Genomic DNA, 25,104 nt, shown 5'->3' with positions numbered 1-25,104 from the left:
GGGGTCACTTCAGCCGTTGGCTAGGTGGTGTATGTTTTTTTTTACGCTAATGTATCGTCCATAGATAAGATTTCGTGGAATACACGTTGAGTTAACTCAGCTTTTTGTTCTGGAGTTAAGTATTTAGTGTTTACACAGTATCCTGAGATACGTACGATAACATCTTCACCTGATAAGATTTTATCTTTAACGTCGTTTAAGTCCATTACGTTTAAGTTAACGTGTTGTCCACCGTTTTCGAAGTAACCATCAAGGATTGTCACCAAGTTATCAACTTGTTCGTCACGAGTCTTACCAAGAGCACGAGGTGATACTTGTGTAGTCAATGAGATACCATCAGCTGCATAACTAAAGTCAAGACTAGAAAGTGAGTTCAAGTTTTGCAACCATCCACCTTTAGCTTTGTTAGATGGGTTAGCACCTGGTGAGAAGAATTCAAGTTTAGATAAGTTTACAGTACCGTCTTCGTTTAAGAATACCCCTTTATGAACTGGAGAGTTACCAGTTTGTTTAGAGTAAGCAACGTTAGAAGTAATTGTTAATAATGAAACTGTAGCTTCTGCGTCTTTATATAGTTTATGGCTACGTAGACGAGTTGTATAAGCTTCGATTAACCATTCTGCTAATTCGTTTGAACGAGGATCATCTTCACCCCAACGTGGGTATTCACCAATTGTTTCATAGTCATAGATGTATCCATCTTCATCACGAATTGGTTTAACTGTAGCGTATTTAATAGCTGATAATGTATCAACTGTATTAGCAAATCCACAGATACCAAATCCCATGTTAGCACGTTGTTTAGTTGGTAAGAATGCCATTTGAACAGCTTCATAGTTGTATTTATCTGTCATGTAGTGGATGATATTTAATGCATCTACATAAGTGTCTGTTAACCAGTCAAGAGATTTTTCGAAGTTAGCTTTAACTGATTCGAATTCAAGAACTTCATCACGGATTGGATCGATGTCAAATACTTTGTAGTCTTTGTGTACATCGTCGTAACCACCGTTCAAACCAGTTAGAAGTGCTTTCAACACGTTTACACGAGCTCCAAAGTATTGGATGTTGTGACGTTGTTCTTCGTTTTCTGGGTCAAGTGGTGATACACAGCATGAGATACAGCTCATTTCACCATATCCATCTTTAGCCATTGTTGTAACACCTTCGTATTGGATAGAAGAGTGTTTGTGGCTCATGTGCATACAGTAGCGACGGAAGTTGTATGGCAATTTGTCAGTCCAAAGAACTGTCAAGTTTGGTTCTGGAGAGTTACCGATGTTGTCAAGAGTGTTCAAGAAACGGTAGTCCATCTTAGTAACACGGTGACGACCATCGTTACCCATACCAGCCATAGAAGTTGTGATGAAAGTTGGGTCACCTGAGTACAATTGGTCATAAGCTTTTGTACGAGCAAATTTAACTGTACGAAGTTTCATAACGAAATCATCAACGAATTCTTGGATTTCTGATTCAGTAAATGTACCACGAGCAAGGTCACGCTCTGCAAAGATGTCCAATACGATTGGCACACGTCCTAGAGATGTAGCAGCACCGTTGATAACACGGCAGACAGCCATGAATGCGATGTTAACCCATTGGATTGCTTCTTTAGTGTTCATCGCTGGTTTGCGAACATCAACTCCGTAAAGGTCACCCAAGCGAACAACTTGTTGCAATGCTTGATATTGAAGATTGATTTCTTCACGAAGACGGATTGTTTCTTCATCGATTTCTTCGATTGAGTTCCAGTCGTTTAATTTTTCTTGCATTAAGTAGTCTGCACCATATAAAGCAAGACGTGCATAAACACCGATGATACGTCCACGAGAGTATGCATCTGGAAGACCAGTTACAGTGTGAGCGTGACGAGCACGACGAATGTTTGAAGTATAAGCACGGAAAATACCATCGTTAACTGTTGTTACATATTTTGTAAAGATTTCGTGAATAGCTGGATCTGGTTCATATCCATTTTCTTTCAAAGTAGTTTCCGCCATACGGATACCACCTTTTGGCATGAAGTTCAATTTGAACAATTCATCATTTTGAATACCGTAGATTATTTCGTTTTCTTTGTCGATATATCCAGCAGGAATATCAGCAATAGAAGTTGGACGAGTATCCATTGGGAAACGAGTTGCTTCATAATGAGCTTTAGTTTCTTCTACTACTTTTTTAATGTGTAGTGAACGTTCTGTTGGCCCAGCAAGGAAGCTTTCATCTCCATCGTAAGGTGTGTAGTTAGCTTGAACGAAGCGAGATACACTTGCTTTCTTTTTCCAATCTACACCTTTGAAGCCTTCCCAAGCTTTTTCAAAAAAATCTTGGGATTCAACAACTGCTTTATTAACCATTTATTTTCCTCTTTTCTTATATTTTTTTATTTTTGTTTTTCTTTTAACAAATACATTATACATCTTTTCTCAAGAATTAGCAATGGAATAATCACAAAAATCTGTACTATTTTTTCAAATAAGTGATATTTAATACAAGTAATTTGTTCAAAAATTATAAATAAAAACTATTGAAAAACCTATTTTTAAAGCTTTTCGTAAAAAAACAGATTATTTCTCTATAAATATAACACCTCTAATAAACTGTATTAATACAGACGCCTAGAAATTAAGTGGTTTTAAAAATGTTTAGAATAAAATCATTGACTTAAAATCGAACAACAGTCTTTTAAAAAAACAATGAGAACGCTGTAATTACCACGTTTTCTTATTCTTCTATTTTATTTAAACTTCTCCATTCATTTCGTAAAAGAAATTTTTATCATCAAAAATATATGAAAGATTCCCTATTTTTTATAACTGTATATAATACACTTCTTCTTTATCTTTATATTTAACTACTACTTTATATTATCTTTACTTCTTTTCATGTGCACTAAAAAAGGTTGATGGAAAATCCATCAACCCTATTTCTATCTTTTAATAAGGAGCTTAGTCAATCACGACCGCAGTACCAGATGCCATTACCATTAACATACCAGCTGTTCCTACTGTTTCAGCATCGATTTTTACTCCCACAACTGCATTTGCTCCCATTTGAACTGCACGTTTTTCTAATTCACGAAGAGCATCTTCACGAGCTTTTAACAATTCTCCCTCATACCCTTGAGAACGACCACCGAAGAAATCACGAAAACTTGCTCCAAGGTCTTTTAACACATTTACCCCTGAAATAACTTCTCCAAAAGTAATTCCCTTATATTCAACAATATGATGTCCTTCAATTATTGGCGTTGTTGTAATAATCATTCTAACCACTCCTTTTGTGTTTTTTATCAATTTATTTTACACCTATTCTACTGCATAATCAATGGGAGAATCCAATTAACCCATCTCCAACTTATCGGCATAACAAGCAAAAATAGTAGCCGTGAAAAAATCTAAAATAGATTTTGCAATTAAGATACTATGATCTCCTGTCATTCCAGAATCAAGCGAACCATAAATCCCTGTTCCACTAAAGCAAAATAATACGATTACTGTTACTAATTGCGAAAAAAATTCTTCCTGACTTAATCCACCATGACCTCCACTACTAAATCTCGCCACTGGACGTTCCAATAATTGCTCCAATTGATTGATTTTTACTCCTACTTTACAAAATATTCCCACAATTGTTCCTATAATCATAGATAGAATAACTGCTGAAATATTTTTTACTAATCCTATAGAAGTAATTCCTAGCATCATAGCAGACAATCCAAAAATTAAGTTTAATTGAATGTTGATTTCCGATAGAGTTTTATGTTCGGCAACCCCTCCAACAATTCCCTAATAAAATGGCAAATGAATTTATAATAATTCCTACCGGCATATAATCTCCTTCGTTTAATATTTTTTCAATTCATCCTACCATTATTCAAAATTTGATGCAAACCTTCTTAATCGACATACGTTTCTAAACGATAGTTCCCAGCTGTGAAAAATACAAGTGCCATGACTAATATCATTGGAATGCCTGGAAGTAATTCTTGACGATCAACGATTTGAACAAACCAGTAAACTGGACTAAAATGCGCTACAATATCAATAATCTCAGACTGAAATAGTTTTGGTGCCATTCCTAGTCCCGCAAGTAAAAGGGAACCGAAAACCCCTACTTGTTGAGCTATCATTGGATTTTTAAAAATTCTAAATAAAAACAATCCTAGACTCAAACTATAAATAATCCCACTTGCCACTAATAAACAAACATTGAACCAATTTGGAATACCTACAGACATTGCTTCATCAATAAAGAAGATAATGAATAGATTCGCAACAAACATGACTACAAAATATGCCCCTAAAAAGCTCTTTGTAATCCACGCATTTGAACGTGGCGCTAATAATGAACGTTTTAATACATAATTTTTCTTAAAAGTAATTAAGTCAAACGAAATAGAAGCGATATTAAATAAAATATAAAACATTACTAATAATAGCAATAACACATATCTTACAGTTGTTGAGTTTTCTTCTTCAAAATGAATCAGTTGATTTTCACTTTGTTTGAATAATTCTCCCTTTTCTAATATTCCTTCTTTTTGAATAGCTGTATTGACTAATTGTTTTTTCAAGATTCCTTGAATATCTTGTTCTAATAAAACTTCTTTTTGTTTTTGACGACTATACACTTCCATCTGTATTTTTTGTCCATTTCCTAAAGATTGAACAAAATTTTTAGGAACTACATACACACTTCGAATATAACCTTTTTCCAAATCGTTTAAGGCTTTTTCTTTATCCGTATAAAAAATATTTTCAGAATATAAACTTTCTAATTCTTTTTGAAACTCTTCATTTCCTTCTTCTAAAACCATTGCTAGTGAAGGAGTTGATGAAGAAGTTGTTGTATTATTTTTATTTGTAGACGATAGTTGAATAAACACCATTAGAAGCGTCACAACTGTTGGAAGAATCACCATTTGACCTATTAATGCTGGACTCTTTACGATTCTTTTAATATGAAACCAGATACCTCTTAATAAATCCATTAGTATTCCTCCCTTCTTTGTAAACAACAAATTTGTAATTCCATAATGATTAAACTTACAATGATAATAACCAAATAGACTATGATAAATTCTGCTACAGATTCTTGTTGCATCATACGAATAATTGGTTCAACTAATACTCTTCTAAATAGATTATCTGCAAATCCATGGAACATTGGACTCATTTTATCGAGTGGAAGAGCTCCTGAAAAAAGAACAAATCCAATAGAGATAATAGAAGAAAATAATCCTAACGTTTTCTCCGTAATAAATATACTTACAAATCCTGCTATCGATAGTATTGCAAATAATTGAATCGCTAAAATCCCTGCAATTCCCAATAGATTGCCATTAAAAGTTGATGGATTAATGAGCTTCCAAATTCCTACATATAATAAAGTAAAAAAATAAAATTGGATAAAATTCGAAATCAATCCATACGTTTCTCTTTGGCGAACACTAAGGGGTAATAATTTCACTCGTTTATTTAGCCCACTTAATTCAGGCTTCACAGCACTTGCCACCACTGTTGAAAAAACTATAGCCAAAATCATCGTTAATTGTGCCGTAGAGAAATATTGCTCGCTTGTCAACATTCGACTTGTTTGATAATCATTTCGTTGATAGAGTTCTGTACTAAGAACCTCATTTGTTTTTTGAAGAATCTGCGTAGATACTACAGCTGCCGTTGCATCATCCACTTGTTTTTTATCCTTCACCAATTCCTTCAATTCTGCTTGCTCGAATAATTGACCTGTAATATTTTTCAAGATAATTTCATACGTCAATTGATCACTCGTTGAAACTTTTGATTTCTTTTGTACTTGAATTGGATTTGTTTGCTGACCCTCTGATACGGTTTTGGAAAAATCTGTTGGAATAATAGCAATCAATTCTGCCTTTTCTTTATCAGTTGTAAGGGCGATGATTTCTTGTTCATATAATTGTTCAAGCGTTTTTTGGACAATATTTCCTAGCACTTCTTGATCTTGATTTTCTACATATAATAATGTATCTACTTTATTCGGTTTACGTTCAATGACATTTTTACATGAAAAATTAATAAACAGTCCTACTACTAGCGGAGCTAATACAATCATAAAAAACAGCATATGAAACTGTTTGAACATCATCTGAATATTTACTTTTAAAAAATACCAAAACTTCATAGTACTCTCCTTTAATCTCGTAGTGCTTTTCCCGTTAATTTCAAGAAGGCTTCTTCTAATGTTGTTTCATTGACTGAAACTTTTTTAATGACTAAGTGATTTTCTTCTACTAAAGAAATAAATTTCATCATCGAATAAATCGAACGATCCACGACTAAGTTCATTTGACGATTTGAAACTGTTACTTCTTGAATCCCGTTTTCGCTATCTAGCACTACTTGCTCGAATCCTTGTGGAACACGATCCATTACTACTTCAATAGAATACGTTAAACCGACTAATTCCTTCACATGTTCTTTTGTTCCATAGGCCACTTCTTCTCCAAGGTCCATAATAAATACACGATCACATAATGCTTCCACTTCTTCCATATAATGCGAAGTATATAAAATAGTAGTTCCTTTTTGATTTAAAGTTTCTAAAAAGTCAAAAATATGTTGTCTCGATTGTGGGTCAACACCAACTGTTGGCTCATCTAAAATTAAAAATTCTGGTTGATGTAAGAGAGTAATCCCCATATTCAATCGTCTCTTCATCCCGCCTGAAAAAGTTTTTACTTTTTCTTTTTTCTTTTCTTCTAATCCAGTTACAGCTAGAATTTCTGCAATTCTCTCTTTTAGCGTATTCCCATATAAGCCATATAACCCACCAAAATATGTTAAATTATCGACAGCATTTAATTCTTCAATAATCGCTAATTCTTGTGGAACGACTCCTAATTTTTGTCGAATCATCAAGGCGTCTTCTTTAATCGACATCCCATCAATCAAGACATCTCCTTGGTCTGTTTTCTTTAATCCAGTAATAATATCAATCAATGTTGATTTACCAGCTCCATTAGGACCTAATAATCCAAAGCATTCCCCTTTCATCATTTCAAAAGAAACTTGATTTAATACTTTTTTCTCATCAAATGATTTTGTAATAGATTGAATTTCAACGTATGCCATATTTGTTCTCCTTTATATATTGATTGTCATTAATGTAAGAAAAATTTATAAAAAAACAAAAGTTAAGAGTATTCCTAATATGACGATTACAATTTTTTCTTTTTCTTTTTGATAGGTCATCATATACTCTTCCCTTCACTTTATTGTATCCTTATTATATAAATTATTCCTACACTCGCCTACTGACTTTCGTCACCAACTGGAATGACTTTAGTCACTTTTTTCGGTTCTATAATTTATAGGGTTGATGGAGAAAATCCACCAACCCTATTTTAGTGTATACAAAAAGGGCTTCATCCCTTATATTAAAAGCGTCTAAACTATTTAAGAGGAGATGAAACCCTATGACTACTATACAAGAAGTTGTGCTACAAATCAAAGATAAAAATGTAAAATGGGAAGATAATGTAGAAGAAGGGTATTTTAAGAAGAAAAAAAGCTTGTTTTTCTTCGCTACCTATACCTATTGCCCAGACGCTTGCCCTAACTGTAGTTGTGTAAATCGTGATTTTTCTATTGTTAAAAACGGTACTCGTACTTCTAGAATTACGCTTAATCCGGTTTCTGGATTGCCTGCTTTTCTTAAATTAAGAAAACAGCGTTTCTTCTGCCGTGAATGCTCTCATAGTTTTACTGCTGATACAACTAGTATCGTAGACCTTAATGCTTTTATTTCTAAAAATGTAAAAAATGAAATTAAAGTCAAAGCTTGCAAAACAGTTTCTGAATCTCATATCGCTAAAGAAATGAATGTTTCTGTTCATACTGTTCGCAGAGTTGTCAATGAAACTGCTGAATCTCTTAGAATTAAGCCTTTAAATGAGTTACCTGAACATATGTGTTGGGATGAATTTAAGTCTGTAGCCTCCGCTGAAGCTAGTATGAGTTTTGCTTATTGTGACGCTATTACTCATCAACTTGTTGATGTTATTCAAGATAGAAAAATGAAGAATTTAGTTCGTTATTTCAACCAGTTTCCTCTACAAACACGTTTAAATGTTAAAACAATTTCGATTGATATGTATGCTCCATACATTAAAGTGATTAAACATTTATTCCCTAAGGCTAAAATTATTATTGATCCATTTCATATTATTCAAGCTTTAAATAGAGAATTAAACAAGACAAGAACAAGAAAAATGAATCAAGTACGCTTTAAAGATAGACGTCTTTATAATAAATTAAAACGTTACTGGAAACTAATCTTAAAAAATCGAGATGACCTTCAATCCTATCACTACAGCTATTACAGATTATTCGATTGGTTAACGCATTCTCAAGGAATTGTAGATTATTTATTACAAGAAGTACCTTCACTTAAACCAGAATATGAAACAGTACATCAATTAAGAGAAGTTTTTAAAGAGAGAAATTTCATTGAATTTAAAGAAGAATTGATAAGTGTACAACCAAAACTTCTGTCTGATGGATTAAATCGTGTTCTCCAAACATTTAAGAAATTTTTACCGTATTTACAAAATTCTTGTGAGTATCCAACACTTTCAAATGGACCTATTGAAGGGATTAACAACAAGATAAAAGTACTTAAAAGAAATGCATATGGCTACAGCAGTTTTACTCATTTTAGAAATAGAATTCTACTAATGTCTAAACTATTTACTCCAACAACTAAAAAAGGAATTAAGCAACCTGACGCTGCTTAATTCCTTCACTAAAATTGTTTCATCAACCCTATTTGACAAAGAGCCCTTTTTTCAACACAAAAAAGTGAGAAAAACAAAAAAGTTTTTCTCACTTCTACAAATTTATTCAGTCTACTCTTCTGGTTTATTCATTTTCTTTTGTGAATGAGCAGGTTTTGCGAAAATCATTCTTCCAGCTGCTGTTTGTAATGCACTCGTTACAATGACGTCAATTTCTTGATTCATATAATACTGACCATCTTCGACTACAATCATTGTCCCATCATCCATATAAGCAACCCCTTGTTGTCTTTCAGTCCCCGATTTGATAACTTGAATTTTCATCATTTCTCCAGGAATTACAACAGGTTTAATGGCATTTGCTAATGCGTTAATATTGAAGACCGGAACATTTTGAAATTCGCTAACTTTATTCAAATTATAGTCATTCGTAATAATAACACCATCAATCGCTTTAGCTAATCGAATTAACTTACGATCCACTTCAGTAATATCATCATAGTCTCCATCATATGTTTCAACAGGAACTTTCGATTCTTTTTGTAAAGCATTCAGAATATCTAATCCTCTACGTCCACGAACTCGTTTTACACTATCAGAGCTATCCGCAATATATTGTAATTCATTCAGTACAAAGACTGGAATCACTAATACTCCTTCTAAAAATCCTGTTTGCGCAATATCATAAATTCGTCCATCTATAATCACGCTCGTATCCAAAATTTTATATTTATGGAAAGCATCATCCACTTTTCTTTCAAGCACTTGAGGTTCTTCTGTTTTTTTCTTTAAACTTACTAATTTCTGAAAATCCCCACGACGACTCGTTCCTATATAAAATCCTAAATATCCAAAAATAATACTTAATACTATTGGTGCAACTTGTGTAATCGCCGGTATTTGTAAATTTGTTAGTGGTAAACTAATAAATGAAGCGACTACTAATCCTAGTAACATTCCTAATAATCCAAATACTAAATAAGTAACGGATAATTGATTTACTAGTTTTTCTAATTTTTTAAATCCTGCCATGATTGGTTTAGTTAATAATAAAGAAATAAAAAAGAAAATAATGGCACCAATCACCGCGCTACACACAGCAGAATTCAACCAATCATTGGAAATTCCTATTAATTCCCAAAATAATGATAAATAGGTCACTCCCAAACTACCGCCTAAAATGACAAAGATAAGGCTAATCATTCGTTTAGCAAAAAGTTGACCTTTTACGGATGAATCCATGTTATTCAACCTCCTTATTTGATGATTTTATTAAAATGCTTTTTGAATGGCTTCTTTCACAGAGGAAACTCCGACAACTTCAATTCCTTTTGGAAATTCCCATCCATCGATATTATTTTTTGGGATAAAAATTCGTTTAAACCCTAATTTTTGTGCTTCCTTTACACGATCGCTAATACGATTGACACGACGAATTTCTCCCGTTAATCCAATTTCTCCTACAAAACAATCATCTACTGCTGTTCCCTGTTCTTTATAACTTGAAACAATACTCATCGCAATCGCTAAATCAATTGCTGGTTCATTTAATTTCAAACCGCCTGTAGATTTGAAATAAGCATCTTGATTTTGTAACAATAATCCGGCTCTCTTTTCTAATACTGCCATTAGTAGAGCTACACGATTATAATCCAATCCACTCGTTGTTCTTCGAGCATTTCCAAAAATTGCTGGAGATAATAAACATTGAACTTCTGCTAAGATTGGACGAGTTCCTTCAAGCGACACAACAATTGCAGATCCTGTTGCCCCTTTTAATCGTTCCTCTAAGAAAACTTCTGACGGATTCACCACTTCTTTTAATCCATCTTGCATCATCTCAAATACACCAATTTCATTTGTCGAACCGAAACGATTTTTTACCGAACGTAAAATCCTAAAACTATGGTGTTTTTCCCCTTCAAAATACAATACCGTATCCACCATATGTTCCAACATTCTAGGCCCTGCCAAAGCTCCTTCTTTCGTTACATGTCCTACAATAAAAATCGCAATTTGATTTAACTTCGCTAATCTCATCAATGTTGCCGTTGATTCTCTTACTTGAGAAACACTTCCTGCAATTCCTGTTGCTTGCGGATGAGCCATTGTCTGAATCGAATCGATAATCACATAGTCTGGCTTTAATTGTTCGACTTGTGTCACTACAGCCTGTAAATTTGTTTCCGGATAAATATAAAACCCATCTGCTTGCATCCCTAAACGTTCTGCACGCATTTTTACTTGTGCAGCACTTTCCTCACCTGAAACATATAAAACACTGCCTCCTGATTTTTGTAATTGACTCGATACTTGTAATAACAAAGTAGACTTCCCAATTCCAGGGTCTCCACCAATTAATACAAGAGAACCAGGAACGACTCCACCACCTAATACACGATCTAATTCTTGCATCGAAGTTTCTACACGTTTGACACGTTCATAAGCAACTTGATCAATACGAAGTGGTTTTGCTCGATTTTTTTCTTCAGAATGACTCACTAAAGATTGTTTTTTAGTACTACTTGTAGCAACTTCCTTATATTCTTCCATCGTACTCCATTGTCCACAATTTGGACATTTCCCTAAATATCTAGGAGAAACATACCCACATTCTGAACATAGATAGCTAACGGTTGCTTTTGCCATAAAAACTCCTTCCTAGCGAACGCCTGATGAACCAAATCCACCTGTTCTCTCATTCGCTTCTTGTTCATCATCTTCATCTACTTTCAAGAATGAATGGAAAATTCCTTGACCGATACGATTACCTTTTTGAATTTCCTTATCAAATAATCCAAAATTCAATAATTGGAAATAAATATGTCCTTCATTCCCTTCATTATTATAGTAATCGCTATCCACAACTCCTACTCCATTTGGTAATACTAAGAAGTGTTTTAATGGATTACTAGAACGGTTTGCTAATTGTAAATATTCATCTTCTTGCATATATGCTTTAATTCCTGTAGGAACTAAAATCGGTTTTAATACTTTTTGTTCTTTTTCTAATTCAGCTTCCACTACTTTTCTATCGCTACGGTACACCCATTGTTTTAATTGAACAGCACAATATTTAAAAATCATCTTCCAAATACTTGGTAACACAATTGTTTCTGCTGCTTCAAAATCATATCCTGCTGAATGTTTTGTGGAACGTTTTGGGATATTAATCCCTTTATCTTGATAACTTGATATAATTTCAAATCCACGTTTTCTTTCCATTTCATCACCTTTTCCAATCATTCTATTCTCTTCTATCATAACATTGAAAGAGGAAAATTACACTAGAAGTCCCTTCATTTTTTACAAATCCTTATACTCTACATTTCTAGGCATCTTGCACAAAAATGACGAAGAATTTTTAGGCAAGGGGACTGTAGGTTTTGAAAGCTTTTTCATGTATAATTATATTATCCAATAAGATAACAAAAGGGGATTATAAAATGGTGCAAATTGAATTAAATCATATTCACAAAAAATACGATAATGCTGATTTCTATTCAGTAACAGACTTTAACTTACATATCAAAGATCGTGAGTTTATTGTATTCGTAGGACCTTCTGGATGTGGTAAATCTACAACTTTACGTATGATTGCTGGTTTAGAAGATATTTCTGAAGGTGAATTAAAAATTGGGGACACTGTAATGAACGATGTGGCTCCTAAAGATCGTGACATCGCAATGGTATTCCAAAACTATGCATTATATCCACATATGAGTGTTTATGATAACATGGCATTCGGATTAAAATTACGTAAATATGACAAAGCTGAAATCGATAAACGTGTTAAAAATGCAGCAGAAATCTTAGGATTAGCTCAATACTTAGAACGTAAACCAGCAGCTTTATCAGGTGGACAACGTCAACGTGTGGCTTTAGGTCGTGCAATCGTTCGTGATGCTAAAGTATTCTTAATGGACGAACCTCTATCAAACTTAGATGCTAAATTACGTGTTGCTATGCGTGCAGAAATCGCTAAATTACACCGTCGTTTAGAAACAACTACAATTTATGTAACACACGACCAAACTGAAGCGATGACAATGGCTGACCGTATTGTTATTATGAAAGACGGTATCGTTCAACAAATTGGTTCTCCTCAAGAAGTTTACAATACTCCAAATAATGTATTCGTAGCTGGATTCATTGGATCACCAGCAATGAACTTCTTCAAAGTAACATTACAAGATGGCGTAATTTCAAACGGTAAAGGTTTAGCTTTACAATTACCATTAGCTAAACAAAATCTATTAGAAGAAAAAGGATACAACGGTAAAGAATTAATCTTCGGTATTCGTCCAGAAGATATTAAAGGTTCACAAATTGTTCTTGAAACATATCCTTCATCTTCTGTAAAAGCTGAAGTTGTTGTATCAGAATTATTAGGTGCTGAAACTATGTTATATACTAAAGTAGATGACACTGAATTCGTATCTAAAGTGGATGCTCGTGACTTCCACAACCCAGGAGAAATGGTTGATTTAGCATTTGACTTAAATAAATCACATTTCTTCGATGCAGAAACTGAAACAGTTATTCGTTAATGTAAACGCAAAAAGAGGCTGGGCAAAAAGTCTCAAAAATAGAAGAAAGCACTATAAAATTCTGAAACAGGATTTTATAGTGCTTTTTAGTCTTATAAATTAAACATAGGAGTCTACCTCTGTTATAATAAGTTTGAATGAAATAAAATAAGAAAGGGTGACTCCTATGTACAAAAATTATACCACACCAACAGATACTTTAGAACTAAATTTTACATTAACCGTCCCTAAAAACCACATTGCTCAATTTATTAATCAGTTTGTAGATTCTATTCCAGATTCTATTATCTTTCCTAATACAACATCAAAAATGGGTAGACCTGCTCATCATCCTCGTATGTTATTAAAAATGATTCTCTTCGCTTATACTCGTTCTACGTATAGTGGTAGAAAAATTGTTCAATTAAATGAAGAAAATATTCCGATGCAGTGGCTTTCTCAACAAACTTATGTCTGTTACCATGTTATTAATAATTTTAGAAGTAATGAACAGTTTTCCTCTATCATTAAAAACATTTTCGTATACTTTACTTTATTACTCCAACACTATCATATTATTGATTCAGATAGTTTATTTATTGATGGTACAAAAGTTCAAGCAGATGCCAATCGTTATTCATTTGTATGGCGTAAAGCTATTGAAAGATATGATGAAGCTTTAAATGAAAAAATTAGTACATTATATGATCAATTAATTCAAAATCAAGTGAATATTGCTTTATCAGAAGAAGAAAAAATTACTGAATATGGTGTTCATGCCATGATTGAAGCTACTAATAACTCTCTAGAACAGTTAGAAGAACTCATTGAAGAAGAACCTAAACATATTGTTGGTGGTTCTAAAAACAAACAGAAAAAACGCTTGTTAAATTCTTTTAAACGTCAACTTGAAAAAGATTTTCTGCCTCGTAAAGAAAAATATACGATAGCTAAGGAAACATTTGATAACCGGAATAGTTATTCTAAAACAGATAACGATGCTACTTTTATGTGTATGAAAGAAGATGCCATGAAAAATCGAGAATTAAAACCTGGCTATAATCTTCAAATCGCAACGAATCATCAATATGTTTTAGGTTTTGATGTATTTCCTAATCCTACAGATATGCGTACTCTTAAACCATTTTTAAATTCATTTAAACTATTAGACAAATTTTCTATTATTATTGCGGATGCTGGATACGGTAGTGAAGAAAACTATCAATTGATTCTTGAAGAGTATGAAAAGACACCTTTGATTCCTTACACAATGTACGAAAAAGAACAAACGAAGAAATTTAAAAATGATCCATCTAATAGACAAAATTGGTATTACAATGAAGAGGAAGATTATTATATTGATCATTTAGGTGTAAAATTTAGTTTTAAATATTATTCAACAAGAAACGATAAGAATGGATTTACTCGTAGATTTAAAGTGTATGAGACAGATTCAATTCAAGAAACAGAAGCATTGGATGAATTAGCGAAAACTCCTACTGGACAACAACGTCAAATCCGTGTAAACCAAGTTTGGGAATCTTATAAAGAAACGATTAAAGAAGCGTTACATAGTGACCGTGGAAGTAGTATATATGCTCAACGAAAAATTGAAGTTGAGCCAGTTTTCGGTCAAATGAAGCGCAATTTTGGCATGCGCAGAACTCATGTTAGAGGTAAAAATGCAGTTCATAATGACATTGGTCTGCTCTTTTTAGGGATGAATTTGCAGAGATTAAGGAAATATATCTTAAATAATATGAATCAAGGGTGGTTTATCCCCCTTGATTTTACTGAATTTATTAAAAAGCACGTCCTAATTTTGATTTCAGTCAAAATCGGGACGTGCTTTCTTCTATTTTTGAGACTTTTTGCCCAGCCTCTTTTTGTTACTCCTCATTTAAAAAATCAGCATTTTCTAATCGTTTACTATCCATAATAGCAACTAACATAAACTTCTCTTTCACTTCAAAATCAGCACTTAATTGTGTATTTAACGAAGCATTTTCTTCTGTACGATAGCCAATTAAGTTCAAATCATATTTTTGGCGTAATTGTAAGCTATCTAAAGATTTTCCAACCCATGATAATGGTGGATAAAATTCTACTAAGGAGATATTTTCATCTAAAGAAATTACATCTGCTAATTTATGATATACAATATTTTTTGCAACTCGAATTCCTGTTTCTTTTTCAGGATTAATAATTCTAGTGGCTCCCATCTTCATTAAAATTTCTGTTGAAGTTTTACTTTTTGCTTTGGCTACAATTTTTGGAACTCCTAATTTATGACAATGCATCACTGCTAAAATACTTGCTTCTAAATTACTTCCTGTAGCTACCACTACAACTTCACAATCACTAATACCAATTTCTTCTAATACATGAATATCTGTAATATCCGCAATGACTCCTTTAGCCACATAAGGTTCTAAACGATTCACATTTTCTTCTTGACTATCTACTGCAATAATATCACAGTCATATTGGCTTAATTGCTTCGCAATGGTAGTACCAAATAAGCCTATTCCTAAGATTCCTACTGTTTTTGTCATATATATTCCTACTTTCTATCCGATTAATAATGGAGCTTTCGCATATTTTATCAGTAACTCTTGTTGATTACGATTTGAAAAACTTAGTAATACTGTTAAAGGCCCAATTCTTCCTATAAACATTAATATCATAATAATAATTTGTCCAAACATCGATAAGGTCGGTGTTAAATTAGCTGTTACCCCCACTGTACACATGGCAGAAATTGTTTCAAATAATGTATATAATAATGGAACCTGTGGATCCGTTAAACTTAACAAGAATACACTACTTAATGTTAAAACGGTAAAAATCATAAAAATCGTTAATGATTTTCGAGCCATTTCATAGGAAATCGTATGATGTCTAAAATTAATGGACTTCTTTTCATAAATTTCAGAACGAATAAATAATAAAACGACTAATACTGTTGTAGTTTTCACACCGCCTGCTGTTCCTCCTGGAGATCCACCAATAAACATTTGAATACAATAGAGTAATAAAGTTGAAGGATTAGCTTTTGTATAATCAATACTAGCAAATCCTGCTGTTCTCATCGTCACCGTTTGGAAAAAACTAACTAATAATTTTTCTCCAAAATTCAAATTTCCAATCGTATCAGGATTATGCCACTCTGTTATCAACGTTAAGAAAGTTCCTGTTAGCAAAATCCCTAATGTTAATAAAATGACCACTTTCGTATGATAATGTAATCGTTGATAAAATGACTTGTGATATTTATTTGGAAGCGAACGACGATAGCGTGAAATAGAATTTTTCACATCAAACCATACTGCAAAACCAATTCCCCCTAATATAATTAATGCTGAAATGACAATTGATAATAATGGATCTGTTGCGTAATCAATCAAACTATTACTTCCTAAGTTATCAAATCCAGCATTACAAAAAGCAGAAATTGCAAGAAATATCGAAGTAAATATCCCTTTACCAACTCCTAACATCGGTATAAAACGTATCATAAATAATATAGCTGCTATTCCTTCAATGATAAAAGTATATTTAAAAATAGTACTTAAGTAATCTTTAAAATTCTTTGTATCATCTCTATTCAAACTATCTTGCAGTGCCAGACGATCCATTAAAGACAATTTCTTTCCTGAATCAAAAAAGAAAAAAGCAATCATACTCATTAACCCGAGCCCACCAATTTGTATTAATATCATACCAATCATTTGACCAAATGTATTATAAGTAGAAGCAACTGGCTGAGTAAATAATCCAGTTACACAAACCATAGAAACTGTCGTAAACAAATGATCAAAATAAGTTGCCTGTGAAGTTTCTAATTGTGAGATAGGTAAGTTTAATAATAAAGAACCCACTAAAATGACGATAGCAAAACTAGCTGCTATTCTTTTAGGAATGGATTGTTGAAATAAAAAACGAATCATTTAATTCCTCCTTTAATGATAAAAAATCTATTCTTGAAAATTATAATGCTTTTCAATAAAAAAATCGATAAAATAAATGAAATCTTATCCAAATATTTAGTATAATACTAACGTAAACTTTTTAAAGGAGAGTCATATGAATATTACCATTATTAGTGTTGGAAAATTAAAAGAAAAATATTTGAAACAAGGTATAGACGAATATGCCAAACGATTAGGAAGTTATTGTAAACTTCAATTCATTGAAGTTCCTGATGAAAAGGCTCCAGAAAATCTAAGTGAAAAAGAAATGGAGCAAGTTAAAGATAAAGAAGGAGAAAAAATTCTTTCTAAAGTAAAGGATTCTGATACCGTTATTGCTATGGCAATTGAGGGAGATTTAATTAGTTCAGAACAATTAGCTAAAAAAATTGAAAATTATGGAATAAATGGAAAAAGTTCTATTGTTTTCATTATTGGTGGTTCACTTGGACTAAGTGATATGGTAAAAAAACGTGCGAATGTTAAAATTTCATTTGGTAGAATTACTCTTCCTCATCAATTAATGAGACTAGTTCTAGTTGAACAAATTTATCGTGCATTTCGTATTACTGCAGGGCATGCCTATCATAAATAATTTTTCATAAAACATAATAAAATCTATAAATTTATTTCATAATTTTTTCATATTCTTCCTCTATACTTTAGTCATTCCCAAATAAGAATATTTATCCTCCCAAAATAAATATTTCTAATCCTTTTTTCCACCGATGAAAATCGGTGGTTTTTATTTACATTTATTTGTGAATAATTTTACAAATAAATAAAAACTGTGGAAATTTATCCACAGTTTTGGAAAAGTTATTATTGAGCAACAATATTCACAGTCATTATTGCTTGAACATCATGATGTAATTTAACAGGTACTCTAGCAAATCCTAATGCACGAATAGGAGCAGATAATTCAAATTTACGACGATCTAATGATAGATTAAAAGCTTTATTAAATTCTTCTGCAATTTGTTTTGCTGGAATTGCTCCAAATAAACGTCCATCTTCTCCTGCTTTTGCTTTAATCGTTACCACAGTTTCTTCTTTTTCTAAAAACTCTTTTAATTTTTTAGCTTGTGCTAATAATTCAGCATTATGTTTTTCTTCTGCTTTCTTTTGACCAGCTAAAGTTGATAAGCTAGCATTTGTTGCTTCTTTCGCTAAACCATTTTTAATAAGGAAATTTTGTGCATAGCCATCTGCTACGTTTTTTACATCTCCTTTTTTACCTTTACCTTTAACATCTTGTAGAAAAATAACTTTCATTTTTCTTACCTCCTATAAATCTATATCATTTCCTAAATCAGAAATTACTTCTTTTAATTGGATAACAGCTTCTTCAATCGTAGTATCACTTAATTGAGTAGCTGCATTCGAGAGATGTCCTCCACCCCCCATTTTTTCCATTACTCGTTGTACATTTTTATTTTCTAAACTTCTTCCACTAATACCTATTCGTCCATCTTCACGTTTTGTAACAACAAATGAAGCATCAATATTTTCCATTGAAAGCATCATATCGGCTGTTTGTGCAGCAACAACTGTTGAATAAGGATTATCCTCTTCCCCTTGTACAATTCCAATATTATTATCCAATAAAATTAATGAATTTAATAAATGACTTCTTAATAAAAAAGTTTCTACATTTTCTTTCAATAATCTTTGAATTAGAATTGTATCTGCACCAACTGATTTTAAATAACTTGCTGCGTCAAATGTTCTTGAACCTGTTCTTAATGTAAAGTTTCTTGTATCAACAATAATTCCACCTAACATCGCTGTTGCTTCAATTGGTTGAATACTTTCTGCATAATTATTCTGATATTCAAATAATTCTGTGATTAATTCACCAGTTGAAGAAGCATAAGGTTCAATATAAACCAACACAGGATTTTTTGGAAAATCTTGACTTCTTCGATGGTGGTCGATTACAACAATTTTATTAGCTTGTTTCAACACTTCTGGAGAAGCAGCAATGACTGGACGACTCACATCCACTAATATAACTAATGTATTGGGTGTTAGTTTTTCCAATGCTTCTTCTGGAGTAATTATATCCTCTCGTAGTGCTTTTTGTTTTTGAATGACATCCATCAGTTTATGAATATCATGAGAATATTGATTTTCATTTGTCACAATCCAAGCTTTTTTCTGATTCATGTTTGCAATACGTCGAATTCCTAAACAAGCTCCTATAGCATCCATATCTGGAAATTGATGTCCCATTACAATAATTTCAGATGCTTCTTCCATTAAATCTTTTAATGCTTGAGAAACCATTCTTGCTCTTACTCTTGTTCGTTTTTCCATTGGGTTTGATTTTCCACCATAGAAACGTGCATCCTCATTTTGAGAACGAACAACTACTTGGTCTCCACCACGTCCTAGAGCTAAATCCAAGTTTGCTTGCGCATAAGAAGCAATTTCTGGGTATGTTACATCACTATTTTCTTTATCTGGATAGGAGAATCCCATACTTACAGTTAATGGATAGTTTTGTTTAGCTGTAGTTTCACGAATTTTATCCATAATATCAAACTTTTCTTTTTCCAAAATTTCCAATGATTTTCGATTTAAAAATGCAATAAAACGATCATCGTCCACTCTCTTCATAAAGATATTATGATGAATTGCCCAACTTGATAATTGATTCGTTACAAAATTGTTTAAATTTGATTTTCTTCTATCATTTAATGACTGGGAAACTTCTGAAAAATTATCTAAAAATATTTGTCCAAAAACAATTTGTTCTTCATGATATTTTTCTTCAACACTTGCATATTCTGTAATATCTGTTAAATAAATCATTCGAATGTCAGAATGTACGATTACTTGATATTTTTTATCTACATGAGTAAAGATATCATTTTCTTTTTGATTTTGAATTTGTCTTTTCACTTGATAATATAATCGTTCATTTAATTCTTTTAACGGAATTCCTATAACATCCTGTCTTTGGAGTTTCTTCTGAAGATATGGATTTATCCATGTAATATTCTCATTTTTATCATATAAAATCATACCTATTGGCATTTTTAAATAGGCGTCTTGCTCACCTTTAAGAATCTTGTAAGCTATATCAATCGCATATTCATTAATTTTTTTATTAATATGCTGTATTGAAAAATATACTAATGTGGCAAATAAACATATCCAAAATAAAAATACGAAACCTAACCATACATGAGTTACAAAACTCATTATACATAGAATAAATAAAAGGATTATAAAAGATCCTCCATAATATTTTACAGAAGGGACTCTTAGATAAGATGGAAGTTTTTCATACCATTCCTTAAAATGATTTAACATATGTTTATCACCATCTTTCTATATACATTTTAACATATTTTCCAGCTTAGGAATACCCTTGATGCTTTGTCAAAATGTTTCACGTGAAACATTTATTCTGATATTGAAATTCTCTTCTAATGTTTCACGTGAAACATTTTGATAGAAAAAAGGACTGGAAAACCAGTCCTTTATCTTAATTAGTCTACTGTTGTAAATGGTAATAATCCCATAATACGAGCACGTTTAATAGCAACAGTTAAAAGACGTTGATATTTAGCACAAGTACCTGTTACACGACGTGGTAAGATTTTACCTTTTTCAGAAATGTAGCGTTTTAATAATTCTACATCTTTGTAATCGATATATTTAATGTGGTTTGCAGTGAAATAGCAAACTTTTTTACGACGACGAGCGCCGCCACCTCTACGTTGTTGAGCCATTACGGTATCCTCCTTTTAATTAGAATGGTAAATCATCGTCAGAAATATTAATTGCTTCACCATTAGCTAAAAATGGGTCTGCTGGAACATTTCCAAATGATGATGTAGGAGCACCTGGTGAGTTATAACCACCTTGTGATTGATACTGATTTTGTTGTGAATAACCGTTATAAGAATCATTCATTGAACGTTGTTCAGTAACATTTTTAGACTCTAATAATGAAAAATTCTCAGCGACAACTTCAGTTACATAAACTTTTTGTCCTTGTTGATTTTCATAAGTTCTAGTCTCAATACGTCCTTCAACTCCAATCAAAGAACCCTTACGAGTGTACTTCGCTAACGTTTCAGCACGTTCTCTCCAAATTCTACAGTTAATAAAATCTGTTTCTCTTGTTCCTTGTTGATTTTTAAAACGGCGGTCACATGCAACTGAAAAAGTTCCAACCGCTACTCCATTTGGAGTATATTTTAAGTCTACTGGTCGAGTTAAACGACCAACTAACACAACATTATTGATCATAGTATCTGCTCCTTTCAAGATTTGTTTTACTTATTATTAAGCAAATGCTTCTACTTTAACAACCATATGACGTAAGATGTCATTGCTGATTTTAGCTAAACGGTCGAATTCGTCAATTGCTTTTGCATCTTCAGCAGTGATGTTCACTAAATGATAGATACCTTCGTGGAAATCTTTAATTTCGTATGCAAAACGACGTTTCGCCCAGTCTTTAGATTCAACAATAACAGCGCCATTATCTGTTAATACAGCATCAAATCTTGCAACCAATTCAGCTTTAGCAGCTTCATCGATGTTTGGACGGATAATGTATAAAATCTCGTAATTTGATGTTTGACTCATTGACTGTCACCTCCTTATGGACTTTTGGCTTATTCTTTTGAACAAGCAAGGAGAGTATTAAAACTAATACTCATGTTCCATCATTATAACAGAAAAATTGCATTCTGACAACGATTTTGCATTAATTTTTATTTAACTTGTCAAACACAAGTGATAATGTCTCAATGAAACACAAGTAAAAATGTCCCAACTAATGTTACAATAAATTCATTCTAATATTATGGAGGGCTTGTATGGAGGATTATCTAAATATGAACGAAAAAATTAAATATGAAGTCATTAAAAAAGTTGTAGAAGGAAAAAATCAAAACAAAGAGCAGAATGCGAATTAGGATTATCTCGTAGACAAATTAATCGTTATATTCAACGATTTTCTGCTGAAGGTCGTCCTGGTTTTAAACATAAAAATGCTGGTAGGAAATGTTCCTTTGCCATTTCGTCTGAAATAAAACAACAAATTATTGCTCTTTATAGTTCTAGATATAATGGGTTTAATTTTATTCATTTTCATGAATTTCTACGTTCTCATGAGAATATTTCAGTGTCTTTAAGTTCTTTAAGAAATATTCTTGCTGAAGCAAATTGCCTTTCTCCTAAAGCTCGTAAAGCAACGAAAAGAAAGATGAAGAAAAAATTAGTACTCGAAAAAAAACAAAAGAAGGAAAACTATAGTGATAGTTCTGATTCCTCTGTTAAAGAAAATATCGTTCCTTTAGAAAAGGCTCATCCATCTCGTCCTAGAAAAAAATACGCTGGTGAATTATTGCAGATGGATGCTTCGCCTTTTGTTTGGTTTGGAGAAGAGGTGTCGCATTTACATATCGCTGTTGATGATTGTACTGGGATGATTGTCGGAGCTTATTTTGATCATCAAGAAACGTTGAAAGGCTATTACGAAGTAACCGCTCAATTTTTAGAAAAATACGGAATTCCTGTTAAAATTTTAACGGATAGACGTTCTGTTTTTATATACAATCAGAAAAAAAAGAAGGATTCCTCTTCCGACGGAGAAACCCTTACTCAATATGGATATATGTGTAAAACTCTAGGTGTTTCCTTAGATACTACCTCTGTTCCTCAAGCAAAAGGACGGGTTGAACGTTTCTTTGGCACCTTACAAAGCCGCCTCGCAAGCGAATTGTATCTTTACAATATCCAAACTTTTGAAGAAGCAAATCTTTATTTACAATCCTTTGTTGAAAATTTTAATAAACAATTTGCTTTCCCTCTTAAGGATACACAAAATGCTTTCGAAAAGCTAGATACAACATTATCGATTAATCAATTATTGTCAAAACATACATTTAGAACGGTATCAGCAGGGCATTCTATTAAATATAAAAACAATGCTTATCGTTTTATTGATGCGAATGGTGAACAAATTTATTTACTACGAAACTCTAGAGTAATGGTTATAGAAACACTAGATGAACAATTATTCGCTAGTTTAAATGATAAATTATATGCTTTAGAAGTTATTAAAGAGCATGAGGCTGTGTCTAAGGATCTTGACTTAGAAACGATCGAACAGGTAGAAAAAAAGCTAAAAAACCTCATATTCCACCTATGTCACATCCTTGGAAAGCACAGTCTTATCAGAATTATTTAAATAAACTGAGTAAGAAACACTAACCCCCCTTTTTTTCCGAAAATAAAACATTAAAATATTTATATTTTGATGTTTTATTTTTGGGCAGCTATACATGCTTTAGCGTGTATAGCACACCTGTACTAAACTAATTTTTTCGGGACATTTTAACTTGTGCTTGACACGATTTTGCATTAATTTTTATTTAACCATAAAGTTTCAAAGTAACTTCTAGTTAAGTATCAATACTAGAAGTTAATCTAAGACTACATTTTATGGTAGAATTTAGTATGGGACAAATGATGGTATGGAACGATGAAACATAAACATTTAACATTATCTGATCGTATTGAAATTGAATTAGGTATTACACAAAGTTCTTCATTTAGAGAGATTTCCGCTAAAATTGAGAAAGATCCTTCTTCTGTTTCAAAAGAAATTCGTAAACATTTAGTCATTAAACAACTAGATGAACATAAAAAACTTCCTCCTTGTGATCGTTTAAATAGCTAAATTCTCAATCTATGTTCTAGTTTGAAAAATAATATGCAGAGAATCCACATACTGTTAAGAGACTATTTCCAAACTTCACGAACAATTTCGTCAATTAGTTTTAATTTATCCCATTGTGCTTCAATCGTTAAAATATTTCCTTCTTCTGTTGAAGCAAATCTACATTGTGTACTTAAATATAGATTTTCTAATGGAACATATTGACCAGCTTCTTTAATACGAACAATAATGTCATTTTTATTTTCTAAATCAGCAAATTTTGATGTTAATAGTCCAAGAACTATTTTTTTCTCTGTTCCAACTTTTACTAATGGTTTAAAGTCCCCTGCACGATCTGTATCAAATTCTAAATAATAGGCATTTACATTTTTTCCACCAGTTATTCATCTTCTACTTTATTGTATCCTCCTTGAGAAATCCAAGTAGAATGGAAATTACCACGACAAACGTGAGTGTTAATCACTAAATCTTTAAGTGCATTTGCAATGACACCATTGTTTAAACGTAAAGCACGAGCAACAATATGCTCTGGTGTACGAATTAATTCAAAATAAAATTGTGAAGGTGAAGGAATTGTAAATTTAACAATGACATCTTCTTCTTTTACTAAATCTCTTAAAAACTCAAAATGTTTAACAAATGGGTGCTTTTTTCCATTAATCGGTGCTTTAAGTACTGCGGTATCAGCTTTTGTTTCAATTCCATGAAATAAATAGCTACGTTCACCCACTACATGTTCTACTCCATATAAAACCCCTCAAAAAAAGGCTAAATGCCAGTAAGCACGACGAAATTCTCCATCTGTTACCCCTTGTAATCCAGTAGCAATTTGTTTTTTCACAATTTCTTGAATCGTTTTATCTTTCACTGCTGTTAACTCTTCTCTAGAAATACTTCCGTTTGCAAATTTTTCTCTTGCTTCTACTAATTCCTTTGTACGTAAGAAACTTCCTACGTGATACTCTAAATGGTGCTTGTTGTTTTGTCATGATACATTCTTCCTAAAATAAAAAATCCTTACAGTTTTTCACTGCAAGGACGAAATTTCGTGTTACCACCTTGTTTTAGAATTATTTCGCAATAATTCCCTCTTTGAGTATAGTTATACTCTTTCTATAT

At 32.3% G+C, this 25,104-nt stretch carries 22 protein-coding genes, 1 pseudogene and 1 other annotated feature (1 of these 24 running past the window's edge); of the genes and pseudogenes, 6 read left to right on the top strand and 17 right to left on the bottom strand.

Translation table 11 applies throughout. The annotated features are described in order from the left end of the window. Positions 1-41 precede the first annotated feature (41 nt). From pflB to LK443_RS02855, 6 genes are all read right to left on the bottom strand, one after another. Positions 42-2,357, bottom strand: a complete 2,316-nt coding sequence (gene pflB / locus LK443_RS02880) for a formate C-acetyltransferase (RefSeq protein WP_227932049.1) — start codon at positions 2,355-2,357, stop codon at positions 42-44. A gap of 591 nt (positions 2,358-2,948) precedes the next feature. Then, complete coding sequence (locus LK443_RS02875) at positions 2,949-3,266, bottom strand: heavy metal-binding domain-containing protein (RefSeq protein ID WP_227932048.1); 318 nt, start codon at positions 3,264-3,266, stop codon at positions 2,949-2,951. Between the two features lie 75 nt (positions 3,267-3,341). After that, positions 3,342-3,740 carry a DUF554 family protein gene (locus tag LK443_RS02870; protein ID WP_322563570.1) on the bottom strand — a complete coding sequence of 133 codons (399 nt, stop codon included), beginning with the start codon at positions 3,738-3,740 and terminating at the stop codon, positions 3,342-3,344. A gap of 158 nt (positions 3,741-3,898) precedes the next feature. Further along, a complete protein-coding gene (locus LK443_RS02865; protein ID WP_227932047.1) occupies positions 3,899-4,993 on the bottom strand; it encodes an ABC transporter permease in 1,095 nt (364 codons plus the stop codon). Beyond that, positions 4,993-6,162, bottom strand: a complete 1,170-nt coding sequence (locus LK443_RS02860) for an ABC transporter permease (RefSeq protein ID WP_227932046.1) — start codon at positions 6,160-6,162, stop codon at positions 4,993-4,995. Before LK443_RS02860 ends, LK443_RS02865 begins: the two co-directional genes overlap by 1 nt. An 11-nt stretch (positions 6,163-6,173) precedes the next feature. Next, positions 6,174-7,112, bottom strand: a complete 939-nt coding sequence (locus tag LK443_RS02855; protein ID WP_227932045.1) for an ABC transporter ATP-binding protein — start codon at positions 7,110-7,112, stop codon at positions 6,174-6,176. 344 nt (positions 7,113-7,456) lie between these two features. On the opposite strand from LK443_RS02855, the gene LK443_RS02850 reads away from it, so the two are divergent. Beyond that, positions 7,457-8,776 carry an ISL3 family transposase gene (locus LK443_RS02850; RefSeq protein ID WP_227932044.1) on the top strand — a complete coding sequence of 440 codons (1,320 nt, stop codon included), beginning with the start codon at positions 7,457-7,459 and terminating at the stop codon, positions 8,774-8,776. Between the two features lie 111 nt (positions 8,777-8,887). Here the strand turns inward: LK443_RS02850 and LK443_RS02845 are convergent, their stop codons facing one another. From LK443_RS02845 to LK443_RS02835, 3 genes are read right to left on the bottom strand one after another with little or no spacing between them, the layout of a single operon-like run. Further along, a complete protein-coding gene (locus LK443_RS02845; RefSeq protein WP_227932043.1) occupies positions 8,888-10,018 on the bottom strand; it encodes a PIN/TRAM domain-containing protein in 1,131 nt (376 codons plus the stop codon). Positions 10,019-10,048: 30 nt separating this feature from the next. Then, positions 10,049-11,425, bottom strand: a complete 1,377-nt coding sequence (gene radA / locus LK443_RS02840) for a DNA repair protein RadA (protein WP_227932042.1) — start codon at positions 11,423-11,425, stop codon at positions 10,049-10,051. A 12-nt stretch (positions 11,426-11,437) separates the two neighbouring features. Further along, positions 11,438-12,001 (bottom strand): dUTP diphosphatase, encoded by a 564-nt coding sequence (locus tag LK443_RS02835; protein WP_227932439.1) that lies wholly within the window; start codon positions 11,999-12,001, stop codon positions 11,438-11,440. Positions 12,002-12,222: 221 nt separating this feature from the next. On the opposite strand from LK443_RS02835, the gene LK443_RS02830 reads away from it, so the two are divergent. Both LK443_RS02830 and LK443_RS02825 read left to right on the top strand, forming a co-directional pair. Continuing rightward, complete coding sequence (locus LK443_RS02830) at positions 12,223-13,326, top strand: ABC transporter ATP-binding protein (protein ID WP_227932041.1); 1,104 nt, start codon at positions 12,223-12,225, stop codon at positions 13,324-13,326. 166 nt (positions 13,327-13,492) lie between these two features. Then, on the top strand, positions 13,493-15,244 hold the full coding sequence (locus LK443_RS02825; RefSeq protein WP_227932040.1) for an IS1182 family transposase: 1,752 nt from the start codon (positions 13,493-13,495) through the stop codon (positions 15,242-15,244). On the opposite strand, the gene LK443_RS02820 is transcribed toward LK443_RS02825, so the two are convergent. Then, positions 15,195-15,860, bottom strand: coding sequence for a potassium channel family protein (locus LK443_RS02820; RefSeq protein ID WP_227932039.1), 666 nt, complete (start codon positions 15,858-15,860; stop codon positions 15,195-15,197). The genes LK443_RS02825 and LK443_RS02820 overlap by 50 nt on opposite strands. A gap of 15 nt (positions 15,861-15,875) precedes the next feature. Further along, on the bottom strand, positions 15,876-17,255 hold the full coding sequence (locus LK443_RS02815; protein ID WP_227932038.1) for a TrkH family potassium uptake protein: 1,380 nt from the start codon (positions 17,253-17,255) through the stop codon (positions 15,876-15,878). 136 nt (positions 17,256-17,391) lie between these two features. On the opposite strand from LK443_RS02815, the gene rlmH reads away from it, so the two are divergent. Then, entirely contained in the window at positions 17,392-17,871 is a 480-nt protein-coding gene (gene rlmH, locus LK443_RS02810) for a 23S rRNA (pseudouridine(1915)-N(3))-methyltransferase RlmH (protein WP_227932037.1), read from the top strand. A gap of 227 nt (positions 17,872-18,098) precedes the next feature. Here rlmH and rplI read toward each other — a convergent pair whose 3' ends face one another. The 5 genes from rplI to rpsF form a co-directional block, all read right to left on the bottom strand. Beyond that, positions 18,099-18,551 (bottom strand): 50S ribosomal protein L9, encoded by a 453-nt coding sequence (rplI, locus tag LK443_RS02805; RefSeq protein ID WP_227932036.1) that lies wholly within the window; start codon positions 18,549-18,551, stop codon positions 18,099-18,101. 12 nt (positions 18,552-18,563) lie between these two features. Next, a complete protein-coding gene (locus tag LK443_RS02800; RefSeq protein ID WP_227932035.1) occupies positions 18,564-20,486 on the bottom strand; it encodes a DHH family phosphoesterase in 1,923 nt (640 codons plus the stop codon). A gap of 290 nt (positions 20,487-20,776) precedes the next feature. After that, on the bottom strand, positions 20,777-21,019 hold the full coding sequence (gene rpsR / locus LK443_RS02795) for a 30S ribosomal protein S18 (RefSeq protein WP_227932033.1): 243 nt from the start codon (positions 21,017-21,019) through the stop codon (positions 20,777-20,779). Between the two features lie 19 nt (positions 21,020-21,038). Further along, on the bottom strand, positions 21,039-21,542 hold the full coding sequence (ssb, locus tag LK443_RS02790) for a single-stranded DNA-binding protein (protein ID WP_227932032.1): 504 nt from the start codon (positions 21,540-21,542) through the stop codon (positions 21,039-21,041). 36 nt (positions 21,543-21,578) lie between these two features. After that, positions 21,579-21,884: a 30S ribosomal protein S6 gene (gene rpsF, locus LK443_RS02785; RefSeq protein ID WP_227932031.1), complete on the bottom strand. Its 306-nt coding sequence runs from the start codon at positions 21,882-21,884 to the stop codon at positions 21,579-21,581. A 349-nt stretch (positions 21,885-22,233) separates the two neighbouring features. Here rpsF and LK443_RS02780 point away from each other — a divergent pair, with 349 nt between their 5' ends. Together LK443_RS02780 and LK443_RS02775 are read left to right on the top strand one after the other, a co-directional pair. After that, positions 22,234-23,493: an ISNCY family transposase gene (locus LK443_RS02780; RefSeq protein ID WP_227932438.1), complete on the top strand. Its 1,260-nt coding sequence runs from the start codon at positions 22,234-22,236 to the stop codon at positions 23,491-23,493. Positions 23,494-23,787: 294 nt separating this feature from the next. Next, positions 23,788-23,985: a helix-turn-helix domain-containing protein gene (locus LK443_RS02775; protein ID WP_227932030.1), complete on the top strand. Its 198-nt coding sequence runs from the start codon at positions 23,788-23,790 to the stop codon at positions 23,983-23,985. Positions 23,986-24,047: 62 nt separating this feature from the next. Here LK443_RS02775 and LK443_RS02770 read toward each other — a convergent pair. Then, positions 24,048-24,943 (bottom strand): annotated as a pseudogene (locus tag LK443_RS02770) (5-methyltetrahydropteroyltriglutamate--homocysteine methyltransferase); the annotation flags it as partial. Between the two features lie 73 nt (positions 24,944-25,016). Next, positions 25,017-25,104 (bottom strand) — a binding site (T-box leader) (it continues 138 nt past the right edge of the window).

Origin of the sequence: Granulicatella elegans, assembly GCF_020735385.1 — a bacterium.
GTDB classification, from domain to species: Bacteria; Bacillota; Bacilli; order Lactobacillales; family Aerococcaceae; genus Granulicatella; species Granulicatella elegans_B.
Note: the sequence above shows the minus strand (reverse complement) of the source record. Positions and strands in the feature narration are given on the sequence as shown.

Excerpts from the sequence above, each read along its gene's own strand:
- rlmH (WP_227932037.1), top strand. The coding sequence starts at position 17,392 with ATGAATATTACCATTATTAGTGTTGGAAAATTAAAAGAAAAATATTTG.
- rpsF (WP_227932031.1), bottom strand. The coding sequence starts at position 21,884 with ATGAGTCAAACATCAAATTACGAGATTTTATACATTATCCGTCCAAAC.
- LK443_RS02775 (WP_227932030.1), top strand. The coding sequence starts at position 23,788 with ATGAAACATAAACATTTAACATTATCTGATCGTATTGAAATTGAATTA.
- rpsR (WP_227932033.1), bottom strand. The coding sequence starts at position 21,019 with ATGGCTCAACAACGTAGAGGTGGCGGCGCTCGTCGTCGTAAAAAAGTT.
- radA (WP_227932042.1), bottom strand. The coding sequence starts at position 11,425 with ATGGCAAAAGCAACCGTTAGCTATCTATGTTCAGAATGTGGGTATGTT.
- LK443_RS02820 (WP_227932039.1), bottom strand. The coding sequence starts at position 15,860 with ATGACAAAAACAGTAGGAATCTTAGGAATAGGCTTATTTGGTACTACC.
- LK443_RS02800 (WP_227932035.1), bottom strand. The coding sequence starts at position 20,486 with ATGAGTTTTGTAACTCATGTATGGTTAGGTTTCGTATTTTTATTTTGG.
- LK443_RS02830 (WP_227932041.1), top strand. The coding sequence starts at position 12,223 with ATGGTGCAAATTGAATTAAATCATATTCACAAAAAATACGATAATGCT.
- rplI (WP_227932036.1), bottom strand. The coding sequence starts at position 18,551 with ATGAAAGTTATTTTTCTACAAGATGTTAAAGGTAAAGGTAAAAAAGGA.
- LK443_RS02850 (WP_227932044.1), top strand. The coding sequence starts at position 7,457 with ATGACTACTATACAAGAAGTTGTGCTACAAATCAAAGATAAAAATGTA.
- pflB (WP_227932049.1), bottom strand. The coding sequence starts at position 2,357 with ATGGTTAATAAAGCAGTTGTTGAATCCCAAGATTTTTTTGAAAAAGCT.
- LK443_RS02855 (WP_227932045.1), bottom strand. The coding sequence starts at position 7,112 with ATGGCATACGTTGAAATTCAATCTATTACAAAATCATTTGATGAGAAA.
- LK443_RS02865 (WP_227932047.1), bottom strand. The coding sequence starts at position 4,993 with ATGGATTTATTAAGAGGTATCTGGTTTCATATTAAAAGAATCGTAAAG.
- LK443_RS02845 (WP_227932043.1), bottom strand. The coding sequence starts at position 10,018 with ATGGATTCATCCGTAAAAGGTCAACTTTTTGCTAAACGAATGATTAGC.
- LK443_RS02875 (WP_227932048.1), bottom strand. The coding sequence starts at position 3,266 with ATGATTATTACAACAACGCCAATAATTGAAGGACATCATATTGTTGAA.
- LK443_RS02860 (WP_227932046.1), bottom strand. The coding sequence starts at position 6,162 with ATGAAGTTTTGGTATTTTTTAAAAGTAAATATTCAGATGATGTTCAAA.
- LK443_RS02815 (WP_227932038.1), bottom strand. The coding sequence starts at position 17,255 with ATGATTCGTTTTTTATTTCAACAATCCATTCCTAAAAGAATAGCAGCT.
- LK443_RS02825 (WP_227932040.1), top strand. The coding sequence starts at position 13,493 with ATGTACAAAAATTATACCACACCAACAGATACTTTAGAACTAAATTTT.
- LK443_RS02835 (WP_227932439.1), bottom strand. The coding sequence starts at position 12,001 with ATGGAAAGAAAACGTGGATTTGAAATTATATCAAGTTATCAAGATAAA.
- ssb (WP_227932032.1), bottom strand. The coding sequence starts at position 21,542 with ATGATCAATAATGTTGTGTTAGTTGGTCGTTTAACTCGACCAGTAGAC.